Annotated in this window: 12 protein-coding genes; 9 read left to right on the top strand and 3 right to left on the bottom strand. The window is 55.5% G+C overall.

Going from position 1 to position 12,613, the window contains the following annotated elements:
- Positions 1-6 precede the first annotated feature (6 nt).
- Together RUDLU_RS0122300 and RUDLU_RS27990 are read left to right on the top strand one after the other, a co-directional pair.
- Positions 7-1,278, top strand: coding sequence for a replication-associated recombination protein A (locus tag RUDLU_RS0122300; protein ID WP_019990655.1), 1,272 nt, complete (start codon positions 7-9; stop codon positions 1,276-1,278).
- 85 nt (positions 1,279-1,363) lie between these two features.
- Positions 1,364-2,107 carry a TlpA family protein disulfide reductase gene (locus RUDLU_RS27990; RefSeq protein ID WP_019990654.1) on the top strand — a complete coding sequence of 248 codons (744 nt, stop codon included), beginning with the start codon at positions 1,364-1,366 and terminating at the stop codon, positions 2,105-2,107.
- A 97-nt stretch (positions 2,108-2,204) separates the two neighbouring features.
- On the opposite strand, the gene argC is transcribed toward RUDLU_RS27990, so the two are convergent.
- From argC to argG, 3 genes are all read right to left on the bottom strand, one after another.
- Positions 2,205-3,185, bottom strand: a complete 981-nt coding sequence (gene argC, locus RUDLU_RS0122290) for an N-acetyl-gamma-glutamyl-phosphate reductase (protein WP_019990653.1) — start codon at positions 3,183-3,185, stop codon at positions 2,205-2,207.
- Between the two features lie 52 nt (positions 3,186-3,237).
- Positions 3,238-4,500, bottom strand: coding sequence for a glycosyltransferase family 4 protein (locus tag RUDLU_RS0122285; RefSeq protein ID WP_019990652.1), 1,263 nt, complete (start codon positions 4,498-4,500; stop codon positions 3,238-3,240).
- Positions 4,501-4,589: 89 nt separating this feature from the next.
- Positions 4,590-5,777, bottom strand: a complete 1,188-nt coding sequence (argG, locus tag RUDLU_RS0122280) for an argininosuccinate synthase (protein ID WP_019990651.1) — start codon at positions 5,775-5,777, stop codon at positions 4,590-4,592.
- A 380-nt stretch (positions 5,778-6,157) separates the two neighbouring features.
- Between argG and RUDLU_RS0122275 the strand changes: the two genes are divergently transcribed.
- The 7 genes from RUDLU_RS0122275 (at position 6,158) to RUDLU_RS0122240 (ending at position 12,513) form a co-directional block, all read left to right on the top strand.
- The gene (locus RUDLU_RS0122275; protein ID WP_019990650.1) at positions 6,158-7,012 is read left to right on the top strand and encodes a fumarylacetoacetate hydrolase family protein; all 855 of its coding nucleotides are present in this window, start codon (positions 6,158-6,160) and stop codon (positions 7,010-7,012) included.
- 89 nt (positions 7,013-7,101) lie between these two features.
- Positions 7,102-7,926: an amidohydrolase family protein gene (locus tag RUDLU_RS0122270; RefSeq protein ID WP_019990649.1), complete on the top strand. Its 825-nt coding sequence runs from the start codon at positions 7,102-7,104 to the stop codon at positions 7,924-7,926.
- 177 nt (positions 7,927-8,103) lie between these two features.
- A complete protein-coding gene (locus tag RUDLU_RS0122260; protein ID WP_019990648.1) occupies positions 8,104-8,889 on the top strand; it encodes an L-fucose dehydrogenase in 786 nt (261 codons plus the stop codon).
- A 42-nt stretch (positions 8,890-8,931) separates the two neighbouring features.
- The gene (fucP, locus tag RUDLU_RS0122255; RefSeq protein ID WP_027303301.1) at positions 8,932-10,212 is read left to right on the top strand and encodes an L-fucose:H+ symporter permease; all 1,281 of its coding nucleotides are present in this window, start codon (positions 8,932-8,934) and stop codon (positions 10,210-10,212) included.
- A 67-nt stretch (positions 10,213-10,279) separates the two neighbouring features.
- Positions 10,280-10,606, top strand: coding sequence for an L-rhamnose mutarotase (locus tag RUDLU_RS0122250; protein ID WP_019990646.1), 327 nt, complete (start codon positions 10,280-10,282; stop codon positions 10,604-10,606).
- Positions 10,603-11,361, top strand: coding sequence for an endonuclease/exonuclease/phosphatase family protein (locus RUDLU_RS0122245; RefSeq protein WP_044129644.1), 759 nt, complete (start codon positions 10,603-10,605; stop codon positions 11,359-11,361). Before RUDLU_RS0122250 ends, RUDLU_RS0122245 begins: the two co-directional genes overlap by 4 nt.
- Before the next feature lie 72 nt (positions 11,362-11,433).
- Positions 11,434-12,513, top strand: a complete 1,080-nt coding sequence (locus tag RUDLU_RS0122240) for a beta-N-acetylhexosaminidase (RefSeq protein ID WP_019990644.1) — start codon at positions 11,434-11,436, stop codon at positions 12,511-12,513.
- Positions 12,514-12,613 lie beyond the last annotated feature (100 nt).

Here is a 12,613-nt window from a genome sequence, read left to right as displayed (position 1 = left end):
CGACGCATGAACACCGACTCGACACCCTTACCCGAACGCGTACGCCCCCGAACCCTCAACGAGGTAATCGGTCAGCAAAAACTGATTGGCCCAAACGGAGCCCTGCGCCGGGCGGTCGAGTCGGGACGTCTGCCGTCTATGATTTTGTGGGGGCCGCCGGGTGTGGGTAAAACCACCCTGGCTCTGCTGTTAGCCGAGGCTGTCCGGCGGCCCTTTGTGGCGCTGAGTGCCATCAATTCAGGCGTGAAAGAAGTGCGGGAGGTACTGAGCCGGGCTACGCCCCTCATGGCCCCGGTGGTGTTTATCGACGAGATCCACCGGTTCAACAAAAGCCAGCAGGACGCCCTGCTCGGGGCCGTCGAACGAGGGCAGATTACGCTCATCGGGGCCACCACCGAAAACCCCTCGTTTGAAGTCAATTCGGCCCTGTTGTCGCGCTGTCAGGTCTATGTGCTCGAATCGCTCACGCGCGATGAGCTGGTAGCCGTTGTCGACCGGGCCATTGCTACCGACGCATTTTTGCAGAGCAAGCAGATCACGGTTGGCTCGTACGATGCCCTGCTGCGGCTTTCGGGGGGCGATGGGCGCAAGCTGCTCAACCTGCTCGAACTGGTGGCTTCGGCACACGTATCGGCCGACCCACTGGTGATTACCGACGAGGGCGTAACGACGGTGGCCCAACAGAATATTGCCCGTTACGACAAATCGGGCGAGCAGCATTACGACATTATTTCGGCGTTTATCAAGTCGTTGCGCGGCTCCGACCCCAACGCGGCTCTGTACTGGATGGCGCGTATGCTGGTGGCGGGCGAAGACCCCGTATTTATTGCCCGCCGGATGTTAATTCTGGCCTCCGAAGACATCGGCAATGCCAACCCCACGGCCATGATTATGGCGTCGGAAGCGGTGCAAGCGATTCGGGCCATCGGTATGCCCGAAGGCCGGATTATTCTGGGGCAGGTTGCGGTGTATCTGGCTACGTCGCCCAAAAGCAATGCAAGTTATGTGGCCATCGACGATGCCATTGCCCTCGCCGAAAAAACGGCGCATCTGCCCGTACCGCTGCACCTCCGCAACGCCCCTACCAAGCTCATGAAGCAGATTGGCTACGGGCAGGATTACCAGTATGCACACAATTACGAAGGCAATTTCAGCCAGCAAAATTACCTCCCCGACGAGCTAAAGGGCCACCGGATTTACGAGCCCGGCCACAACGCCCGCGAGGCCGAAATCCGGCGCAGTTTACAGAAATGGTGGGGCGACTGGTACGGGTATTAGGAGCCGATTTTTTTGTAGATTGGGGACGTATAAACACAACGATAGGCCCGTATTTTCTTATTACAAACACACCACTTTACCGAACATGAAAAGCTCTATTTTCAGAACCGTTTGGAGTATTGGTATCCTTTGGGCTCTGACACAGGCTGTTGCGCAGGCGCAACAGCCGGGCGAACCGTTTTCCTTTTCAACCCGTCGAATGCTTGACGAGTCTACCCGAATTATTGATCAGGAAACCGGTAAGCGAGTTTCTCTGCGCGACGCCATGCGTGTGGTCGATGCACAGCCCAGAAGCCACCATCTGGAACCCGTTTTTGATGAGTATGGGCAGGCCAGCAGCTACAAACTACGGCCGCTGACAGTAGAAGAAAAACAAACTGGAGCTGTAAACACCCGAGATCCGTCCAGAAGGCCGAAGGTGGGCGATATAATCCCTTTGTTCGTCATGAAAGATGTGAACAATAAGAGCTATCGTTCAACCGACTTACACGGGCAAGTTGTTGTTCTGACGTTCCTCCTTGACCTAAACGAACCATTCTGGAATGCAAATCAGGCAAAATCCATTGATAATTTGATAAACCCATCCCGCGCATCGGTTAACCCACTTGTACTGGGAGTGGTCAATACGTCGAAGGCAAAAGTTAGGGAGGTACTAAAAACAGCCCCCCTACCTTTCATACCCATTCCTGATGCGGTGGGATTTCATCAGAAATTTTCCATTATGGGCTTTCCATCGTACATCGTTATTGATCGCACAGGGAAGGTTGCTGCTGTCATCGAGCCGGGTGAAGGGGAACAGCTAAAAGAAATATTGTCCAAACTAAACTAACGTGAATTACGAACAACGTCTTTCCGCAAACAACTTCTTGTTCAACAGCACCTTACAGCAGGCATTATTCGTAACTCACGTTACATGCAGTACCCTATCAAAAACCAACCGACTTCAGTCGCAGACCCGCATCTTCGGGTAAACCAAAGACCAGATTCATATTTTGTACGGCCTGCCCCGACGCTCCTTTGGTCAGGTTATCGATTACACTCGTAATGAGCAGCTGATCGCCGTGCTTTTCCAGATGCACCAGCGCCTTGTTGGTATTTACCACCTGCTTCACATCAATGGGGGCCTCGCTCAGGTGCGTGAACGGATGCGAGGCATAATACGCCCTGTACAAGTCTTTTGCTTCGTCGAGCGTACCGCTGTAGGTTGTATACACATTAGCCATGATACCCCGCGTGAAGTTGCCCCGGTACGGAATAAAATGCACCGGATGGCTCAACTCAGGCTGCAGCATCGTCAGGCTCTGCCCAATTTCGGCCAGGTGCTGGTGTTCGAAGGCTTTATAAATCGAGACATTGTTGTTACGCCACGTAAAGCCGGTGGTGGGCACAAGGGCCTGCCCCGCGCCAGTACTGCCCGTAATGGCGCTCACATGCACCGCATCCTGAATCAGACCGGCGTCGGCCAGGGGCAACAGGGCCACCTGAATCGCCGTGGCAAAACAACCGGGGTTGGCAATCCGCTCCGACTGCCCAATGCGGTCGCGCTGAAGCTCCGGCAAACCGTACACAAAGTCCTCGGATTCGTCGCGGAAGTCGGCGCTCAGGTCGATGATCGAGACATGGTCAGGCACTTCGTTCTCGGCCAGAAACGTTTTGGATGCTCCGTGCCCCGAACACAGGAAAATTACATCCAACCCTTCCTGTTGCAACAACGGAGCCATATCCCCCCCGGCAAAGGTCAAATCGGTATCGCCGATCAGATCGGTGTGTGTCGACCAAACGGGTTTTCCTGCCTGACTTTGGCTATGCGCAAACGCAATGGCTGCAAACGGATGATGAATCAAAATCCGGAGCAATTCGCCCCCGGTATAGCCGGCCGCGCCGATAATGCCTACGTTTATGGTCATGTCAAATAAGGAGTAAGGAGTGATGAACGATGAGTTTGCTGATGTAAATCACTCATCGGTTATCACTTATCGTTCGATAAAGTTCGATATGCTCGCGGATAAAGCGGTCCCACGAAAACAGGGCAGCCCGCTCCAGCGCCTTCTGCGCCAGCTCGGCCCGGACCACCGACGAATTAATCAGCGTTTGTAAGGCCTGACAAAGAGCGTCGGAGTTGGTGGGGGGCACCAGCAAGGCCGCATCGCCAACCACCTCAGGCAACGACGACTGATCGGACGTAATCACGGGCAGGCCGCACTGCATGGCTTCGAGCGGAGGCAGCCCAAAGCCTTCGTATAGCGACGGGTACACAAACGCCAACGCGCCCGAGTAGAGCGGAGCCAGGTCTTCGTCAGGGACGAAACCCGTCAGAATAATGCGCGATTGGAGGTGATCGGTCCGATTGATTTCGGCCATAATCTGATCGAACTTCCAGCCTTTGGTGCCTACCAGAACCAGGTTAAAATCGTCGGGAATGCTACGGGTTTCTACCAGCCGGGCAAAACTCCGAATCAGGTGGTCAATGTTTTTGCGGGGCTCAAACGTAGCCAGGCTCAGAATATAGCTGCCTCCGCCAATCCCAAACCGCTCCTGCACCGCCAAAATACGGTCGGGGTCGGTAACGGGGTAAAACAACTCGCGCGAAGCCGCCAACGGAATTGTACTGACCTGCCGGGGATCAAAACCGGTATGGTTCAGAAAATCCGTTCGGGTAGCCTCCGACACACACACCACGTGCGTATCGGGCGTGAGCGACGCAATCACCTGCCGAACCGTTTGCTCACCGTCACGGAACCACTCGGGCCGTTGAATCGGGATCAGGTCGTGAATGGTCACCACTTTGCGGATATGCCGCGCCTGTGCGACCTCCTGCGGGATCGGAAAAAAAGGCGAGTGATAAATGGTACCGGGCGCCCACTTACCCACCGGTAGCGGACCGGGTTTGATGCGCAACGTTTGCCGAAACTGACCCAGCCCCGCCCGAATGGCTTTTGAGGGTTTGCTCCCCGGCGGCAAAGAGCGGAGTAAGCTGTTTTCCAGGGCCGCCCAACGCCGGTCGGCCGAGTCGTTGACCAGCCGGGGGCCGCTCCGCCCAAAGGTGTAATGCGCGTACCGCTGTGTTTCGGATACGTACGAGGGAGCCGCCAGTGACAAGTGTATCTCTTTCGACTGCCACAGTCCGCGCACCAACTCCTCCACGACCCGGCTCACGCCAGTTTTCGCTTCGGGGTGGTAAAATCCAATGCCCAACGGGCTGGCGTCGATGAATACGTTCAAAATAGTAGGCAGTTGCAGTAGGCAGTTGCAGTAGGCAGTGGCAGTAGGCAGCCTGTTTCGGAGTTACTGCCTACTGCCACTGCTTACTGCTACCCCTTTATGCGTTCGTAAATCATTACCTGGTTGGAGGCCACTTTCGAGAAGCCCCGCACGTCTTCGCCGGTCCAGGCGTTGTTCATTTCGCCGTACGAACCAAACTTAGACGACATCAGGTCGTAGGCCGACTCGATACCCAGCACTGTAAACCGGTAAGGGTCGAGCTGAACGTGAACTTTGCCGGTCACGTGGGCCTGCGTATCGGCCAGGAATGTTTCGATATTGCGCATGACCGGGTCCAGGAACTGCCCCTCATGGAGCATAGTACCGTAGAAATTACCCAGTTGATCTTTCCAGGTCAGCTGATGCTTGGTCAGGACGTGCTTTTCGAGGGTATGGTGCGCCTTGATGATAATAAGCGGAGCGGGGGCTTCGAAACCAACCCGGCCTTTGATACCGATAATGGTATCACCCACGTGAATATCACGACCAATGCCATACGGTCCGGCCAACTCCGTCAGCTTCTGAATAGCTCCTACGGGGTTATCGAACCGCTCAGCATCAATGCCTTTCAGTTCGCCATGCTCAAAATGCAGGGTAATGGTTTTGGGGGTGGTCTCGGTCACCTGCGTGGGCCAGGCCGACTCAGGCAGGTACTGATCCGAGGTAAGGGTTTCTTTTCCCCCTACCGACGTTCCCCAGAGGCCTTTGTTGATCGAGTAGGCCGCTTTGTGCCACTCCTGATCCACACCTTTGCTCTTGAGGTATTCGATTTCGGCCTCGCGCGACAGGCGCAGGTCACGAATTGGCGTGATGATTTCGGCATCGGGTGCCAGAATCCGAAACGCCATGTCGAACCGCACCTGATCATTGCCCGCACCGGTACTACCGTGGGCAATGGCCGACGCGCCTATCTCGCGGGCATATTCGCCAGCGGCAATAGCCTGAAAAAATCGCTCGGCACTCACTGAGAGCGGGTACGTATTGTTTTTCAGCACGTTACCAAACACCAGAAACTTCAGGCATTGCTGGTAGTATTCGTCGGTTTTTGAAACGGTCGCGTGGCTTTTCACCCCGAGGGAGTAGGCCCGCTCTTCAATCGCTTTCAGTTCGGCATCCGAAAATCCGCCTGTGTCGACCAGCACCGAGTGGACTTCCAACCCCCGATCTTCGGTCAGATATTTAACGCAAAACGAGGTATCGAGACCTCCACTAAACGCGAGAACAACTTTCTGAGACATAATAATCAGTGAACAACGAGCAGCGAACAGTCAACAACGAACAGGTAACAGTGAACAGGTAACAGTGAACAACCAGCAGTGAACAGTGAACAATGAATAGTGACTCCTTAGGTACTACGCTATTGTTCGTTGTTGGTTGTTAGTTGTTCACTGTTCCCTATTCGTTGTTCGCGGTGCAAATATCTGGCATTCTGCCCGGAAATACACAAAGGAATTATCTTTACGCGCCCTGCATGATTAAAGAAGGGCATCTACAGACCTTTACTGTGTGAAAGAGCGAATGAGCGAAAAGGCGTTGGGAGAAAGGAATCGTCTCGCCAACATCGCCCACTGCTTCCGCCTGTTCTCTCTTTCGCTATTTCACTTTTTCACTCCTTTTTATGCGACTTTTCCGCTTTGGCCCCGCCGACAACGAACAACCCGGTGTTGAACTCCCTTCTGGCAAACGCATCAGTGTAGCCGCTTTTGGTCACGATTACGACGAGGCCTTCTTTGCATCGGGCGGCCTCGACGGGCTGGCCCAGTGGCTCGAATCCAATGCCGACTCCTGCCCCGAAGTCGACGCGTCGGAACGACTGGCATCGTGCATCAAACGGCCTTCTAAAATTGTCTGTGTAGGGCTTAACTACGCCAAACACGCAGCTGAGACCAACTCGCCCAGCCCGGCCGAACCTATTTTGTTTTTCAAATCGACCTCGGCTCTCTGCGGCCCTAACGATAATGTGGTGATCCCGAAACGCTCGGAGAAAACCGACTGGGAAGTGGAGCTTGCCATTGTGATTGGCAAAAAAGCGACCTACGTTTCTACCGAAGATGCGGTTGACTACATCGCCGGGTACGCCCTCCACAACGACTATTCGGAGCGGGCCTTTCAGCTGGAACGCGGTGGGCAATGGGTAAAAGGCAAAAGTGCCGATACGTTTGCCCCCATTGGGCCGGTTCTGGTCACTAAAGACGAAATCGCCGATCCCAACAACCTGCACCTCTGGCTCGACCTGAACGGCGAACGGTTGCAGGACTCGAACACCAACGACATGATTTTCAACGTGCCGACGCTCGTGAGCTACATCAGCCAGTTTATGAGCCTGCTCCCCGGCGACGTCATCTCAACGGGCACGCCCGCCGGTGTGGGTATGGGTCTCAAGCCGCCCCGGTTCCTGCAACCCGGCGACGTGGTCCGGCTCGGTATCGAAGGCCTCGGCGAACAACAGCAAACGGCGGTATCGTATTCTTAACAGAAGGAGAAAGGGAAAAGGGAGGAAGGAAAAAGGAAAGCTAACCCCCTTCTCCCTTTTTTCCTTACTTCCCTTTCCTCCCCATTTCTATGACAATTGACGCGCATCAACATTTCTGGTTTTACACGCCCGAACGCGACACCTGGATTACCGACGATATGGCGGTGATCCGGCGAGATTTCTTGCCCGCCGACCTGGAGCCCGTTCTGAAAGCCAACGGCATCGACGGCTGTGTGGCGGTACAGGCCGACCAATCGGACGCCGAAACCACCCTGCTGGTGGGGCTGGCCAATGCCTACGACTTTGTCAAAGGCGTGGTGGGTTGGGTGGATCTGCGGAGCAATCAGTTGTACGACAAACTCGAAGTGTATTCGCAGTACGAAGAACTGAAAGGTTTCCGGCATGTAGCCCAGGCTGAGCCCGACGATTTCCTGATGCGGCCCGAGGTAATCCGGGGCATTCGGCAATTGGCAGCCTTCGACTTTACGTACGATATTCTGATCTACCCCAGCCAGCTCAAAGCGGCCTTGCATCTGGTACGGGAAGTGCCCGAAGTAAACTTCGTGATCGACCACCTGGCCAAGCCGTACATCAAGAAACAGGAGATTACACGCTGGTCGAACTGGATGGGCGAACTAGCCAAACACCCGAACGTACACTGCAAAGTGTCGGGTATGGTGACCGAGGCCGATTGGCACGGCTGGTCAAAAAAGGATTTTTTCCCTTACCTCGACGTGGTATTCGAGCAATTTGGCCCCGACCGGCTGATGTTCGGCTCCGACTGGCCGGTTTGCCTCGTTGCGGCTGATTACACCCAGGTAAAAACCTTAGTCGAAGACTACGTAGCGCCTTGGGGTGCTGAAGTCCGCCAGAAGGTATTTGGGGCCAATGCTGTTCGTTTTTATAAACTGTAGACCCTAGATGTATTGGGTGATTAGGTTGTTCTCGCAAGGAACCATTGGAAGGGTTTGGGTTGCTCACTCCCTGCCAGTGGTCGAAGACCCTGGCAGTGGTTGTACGGGACAGCCAAACGGAGAATAACCTTATCACTCAATACATCTAACGTCTCAAAATCTAACGTCTCAAACACCATGAATCTTAATCTTACCGACAAAGTAATCATTGTTACCGGCGGTGCCAAGGGCATTGGCGAAGGCATAAGCCGGGTACTCGCGGGCGAAGGCGCACTGGTGGCCATCGTGGGCCGCAACGAAGCCGACAACCAGAAAACCGTCGAGGCCATCGTACAGGCCGGTGGGAAAGCCGTCAGTATCGTAGCCGAACTGACGCGCCCAGAGGAGTGCCAACAGGCGGTAGAACAAGTATTGGCGCAGTTTGGTCGCATTGATGGGCTGGTGAACAATGCAGGCGTGAACGACAGCGTGGGCCTGGAAAAAGGCTCTTACGAAGCATTTATGGCATCGCTGCACAAAAACGTGGTGCATTACTACCTCATGGCGCAGCACGCTCTGCCCGCCCTCAAGGCGTCGAAAGGAAGTATTGTGAACATTGGCTCCAAAGTAGCCGAAACCGGGCAGGGCAACACCTCAGCCTACGCGGCCGCCAACGGTGGACGCAATGCCCTCACCCGCGAGTGGGCCGTGGAGCTGCTCCCGTACAGCATTCGGGTCAACGCCGTGATTGTGGCCGAGTCGTGGACGCCCCTGTACGAAAACTGGATCAAGACACTGCCCAACCCCGAGGAAACCCTCCAAAAAATAGTGAGCAAAATTCCGCTGGAGCAACGGATGACCACCCCGGAGGAGATTGCCAACATGGTTGCCTTTCTACTGTCGGACAAGTCGAGCCATACAACGGGTCAGCTTATTCATGTCGACGGGGGCTATACCCACCTCGATCGCGCCATCACGAACTAATTAGTTTGTATAATTGCCGTTCACTGTTTCCCCTTTGCCGTTATGCCTTCTCCTACCCCTTCGCTGAGTACTTCAAGCCCAACGGCTCAGGCCGGAAACCACAAAGTGGCGTTTGCGCTGGTTACCAGCCTGTTTTTTCTGTGGGCTTTTGTGCACAATCTGGAGCCTATTCTGATTCCGCACCTCAAAAAAGCCTGCCAGCTCACCGACCTCCAATCGGCCCTGATCGACTCGGCGGTGTACCTCGGCTACTTTCTGATGGCCGTACCAGCGGGGCTTATTATGAAGAAGTACGGCTACAAACAGGGTATTCTGGCCGGTTTGGCCCTCTACGCCCTGGGGGCACTGCTTTTTGTACCGGCGGCCAACACCCGTATGTACCTGCTTTTTCTGGGAGCGTTGTTCATCATTGCGTCGGGCTGTGCCTTTCTCGAAACGGCCGCCAACCCGTACGTGACCATTCTGGGGCCTGCCAGTACGGCCACGACGCGGCTCAACCTGAGTCAATCGTTCAACGGACTGGGGGCGTTTCTGGCTCCGCTTATCGGGGGTAAATTCATCCTGAGCGGCATTGAGCACAGCGAGGCCGAACTGGCCGCCATGACGCCCGCTCAGTTGGATCAGTACCTTCAGTTTGAGGCCGACTCGGTGAAGCTGCCCTACATTATTATTGCCATTGTAGTGCTGGCCGTGCTGGGCCTGTTTGTGATTACCCGAATGCCCGACGTACAAAATCGCGAAGCCGGAAACACAGCCTCGTTGCGCACGGCCCTGCGGCACAAACACCTGGTAGCGGGCATCTGGGCGCAGTTTTTCTACGTGGGCGCACAGGTCTGCGTAACGAGCTTTTTTATCCGGTTTGCCAAATACACGAGCAACGTACCCGAAAAGCAAGCTGCCGACTGGCTGGGCTACGCCATGCTGGGTTTCCTGATCGGTCGGTTTGTGGGTACGTTTCTGACCAGCTTTATCCCCGCCAACCGCTTGCTTACTCTGTATTCACTCATCAGCATGGGCTTGCTGGGTGTTGCCATGACCGTGGAGTCGGAGTTGGCGGTATGGGCCGTTTTTGCCGTTCCGTTTTTCCAGTCGATCATGTTCCCAACCATCTTTGCCCTCGGCATCGACCGGCTCGACGAAGACCGGGAATTGGGCTCGTCGCTGCTCGTTATGGCTATCGCGGGTGGCGCCTTGTTTCCGTTGCTCATGGGCTGGATCTCCGACCAAAGCAACATTCAGCTGGCGTACATTATCCCCCTGCTTTGCTTCAGCGTCGTAGCCTGGTTCGGCTGGCGGGGATATACAGTGAACAGTGAGCAATGAACAGCGTACAGTTGGTCACTAAGCATTGTAAACACGGTTCGTTGTTCATTGAAAACTGTTAACTGTTATGCGCTATTGTCTTGCCCTCGACCTCGTTGATGACCCCACTCTGATTGCGGAATACGAGCGATACCACCAAAAAATCTGGCCCGAAATTGAAGCCAGTATCCGCGACAGCGGCATTACCGATATGCAGATTTACCGGGTGAGCAACCGGCTCTTCATGATCATGGAAACAAACGAGACCTTTTCGTTTGCGGCCAAAGCCGAAGCCGACGCTCAAAACCCCAAAGTGCAGGAGTGGGAACGGCTCATGTGGCAGTATCAGCAAGCCCTCCCCGCTGCCAAACCGGGCGAGAAATGGATGCTGATGGAGCGTATCTTTGCACTATGACGCGATGCTCTCTGGCCTTTGTTGTTTGTCTGCTGGTTAACCTAACTGCCCAATCGCAGAGTCTCACCCTCATGTCGTACAACATCCGGCATGGGCTCAATACCCAAAATAAAAGTAACCTCGTCAGGGTAGGCCAACTGATTCGGGAGCAACGCGCCGACATTGTTGGTATTCAGGAGATCGACAGCGCAACAACCCGCAGTCAGGGGCGTAATCAGGTACAGATTCTGGCCAGGGCAACGGGCCTCAACGCCGTGTTTGGGCGGGCCGTTGCCGAAGCTCAGGGTGGGCACGGACTGGCTATTTTGTCGCGCCACCCCATTATTGCGAGCCAAACATTGCCCCTCCCCTCGCCCGAACCCGGAGCCAGCCGGGTGCTGCTGTGCGCGTACGTGGAGCTACCGGGGGGCAAAACCGTTCGGTTCTGCACAGCCAAACTCGACCCCCATTCTATCCAAAACCGGCTGGCGCAGGCGGCCGCCATTACGGCTTTGCTCAAAGACAGTATTCAGCCGGTGGTTTGGGTCGGCGACCTTCATGGCCATACCGACGACCCCGTTATCCGGCAAATGGCCCGCTACTGGCGCTACGCTGGCGTCAACAATGACGGGGTGACGTTTCCTGATCTGGTGTCACGCTTCGACTACATCATGACCCGACCCAACGGCGAGTTTGGGCAAACAGCCTACCGCATTGTGGAAGAAAACGTTACGTCGGATCATTACCCGGTGCTGGCTACGTTTCGCCTGCGTTGAAGCACCGCTTACCGAGGGCTTTTCCTCTTGAGCCTTTTCGCCTAACTTACAGCCTGGCAACCCCACTGTACGATGCGATTTCTGCTGCTTTTTCTCTTTTTTCTGACCAGTTCGGCACCGGCTCAGATTCGGCTTATTCCGCAGGCTCCTGTGGTACAACCCGAACGGGGCGAGTTTAGCATCCGGCCGGGCTTACGCATCTGGAGTTCAGCGGCCTGCACCTCCGAACGTAACATTCTACAAACTTACTGGCAACAGGCCGACCTGCCGGCGTTGACCTCGGCTGCCAAAGCCCGGCAAGCCGATATTCTGCTCACCGTTGATACCGCGCGCCGGGAAGCCCTTGGCCCCGAAGGCTACGAACTCCACATTTCGGCCCGGCGCATCACGCTCACAGGTGGCAGCTCTGCGGGGGTGTTTTATGGTTTGCAAACACTCCGGCAGGTGCTTCCGGCCACAGGCAACCGCCAGATTCCGGCCCTGCTCGTGCGCGATAAGCCCCGCTTTGGCTGGCGTTCGTTCACGCTCGACGAGCAAACGTACCGCGCCGGCACCGAGCCGCTCAAAACCCTACTCGATCAACTGGCCCGGTACAAATTCAACCGGTTTCATCTGCTGATAAACCCCGATACTTCCCCGGCCGGACCGACGGGTGGGACCTACAGCCCGGCGCAACTTCAGGAGCTGGTTCGGTACGCGCAGGAGCGGCATATTCTGGCTGTAGTGGAGCAGGTAAAACGAGTGGAGACCTCAACAGCCGAGACATCGCGCGTGTACCAACCCGCCACCGGCAGCCCGGTACGGTTCTGGCAAGGTTCGGCGAAGGGATTAGTCGACGCGGCCCGCACGGGTCAACGGCTGGTTAACGCCAGCCGTGCCGACACGGAGCTGAGTCAGCCCCTCAGCACGCTCTCGGTCGAGCGGGTGTACCGGTTCGATCCCATTCCCGACCAGATGCCCGAAGAACTACAACCGCTGATTTTGGGTGTCGATTACAGGTACATTCATCCCGGCCCGTCTAATAACCCATTTGAAGCCCTTCGGCCCCGTTTGGCCGCGGCCGCCGAGGTTGCCTGGACGTTTCTCCAGGCGAAGGACTGGGGGCTTTTCAGGCAGGCATTGCCCCGTTTATCGGCACCCCAACGCCCCTGAGATCCGCTTTTTCGTCATTTCTTTCCGAATACTCAAAAAATTCGGACTGACAAGTACAATATTCTATTTGTCAAGTTAGTTTTACACTTAAACAACTAAA

Source organism: Rudanella lutea DSM 19387 (genome assembly GCF_000383955.1).
GTDB classification, from domain to species: Bacteria; Bacteroidota; Bacteroidia; order Cytophagales; family Spirosomataceae; genus Rudanella; species Rudanella lutea.
Note: the sequence above shows the minus strand (reverse complement) of the source record. Positions and strands in the feature narration are given on the sequence as shown.

What these genes read in the sequence shown, in the direction of transcription:
- RUDLU_RS0122245 (WP_044129644.1), top strand. Translation starts at nt 10,603, where the DNA reads ATGACGCGATGCTCTCTGGCCTTTGTTGTTTGTCTGCTGGTTAACCTA.
- fucP (WP_027303301.1), top strand. Translation starts at nt 8,932, where the DNA reads ATGCCTTCTCCTACCCCTTCGCTGAGTACTTCAAGCCCAACGGCTCAG.
- RUDLU_RS0122275 (WP_019990650.1), top strand. Translation starts at nt 6,158, where the DNA reads ATGCGACTTTTCCGCTTTGGCCCCGCCGACAACGAACAACCCGGTGTT.
- RUDLU_RS0122270 (WP_019990649.1), top strand. Translation starts at nt 7,102, where the DNA reads ATGACAATTGACGCGCATCAACATTTCTGGTTTTACACGCCCGAACGC.
- RUDLU_RS0122300 (WP_019990655.1), top strand. Translation starts at nt 7, where the DNA reads ATGAACACCGACTCGACACCCTTACCCGAACGCGTACGCCCCCGAACC.
- RUDLU_RS0122260 (WP_019990648.1), top strand. Translation starts at nt 8,104, where the DNA reads ATGAATCTTAATCTTACCGACAAAGTAATCATTGTTACCGGCGGTGCC.
- RUDLU_RS0122250 (WP_019990646.1), top strand. Translation starts at nt 10,280, where the DNA reads ATGCGCTATTGTCTTGCCCTCGACCTCGTTGATGACCCCACTCTGATT.
- argC (WP_019990653.1), bottom strand. Translation starts at nt 3,185, where the DNA reads ATGACCATAAACGTAGGCATTATCGGCGCGGCCGGCTATACCGGGGGC.
- RUDLU_RS27990 (WP_019990654.1), top strand. Translation starts at nt 1,364, where the DNA reads ATGAAAAGCTCTATTTTCAGAACCGTTTGGAGTATTGGTATCCTTTGG.
- RUDLU_RS0122240 (WP_019990644.1), top strand. Translation starts at nt 11,434, where the DNA reads ATGCGATTTCTGCTGCTTTTTCTCTTTTTTCTGACCAGTTCGGCACCG.
- argG (WP_019990651.1), bottom strand. Translation starts at nt 5,777, where the DNA reads ATGTCTCAGAAAGTTGTTCTCGCGTTTAGTGGAGGTCTCGATACCTCG.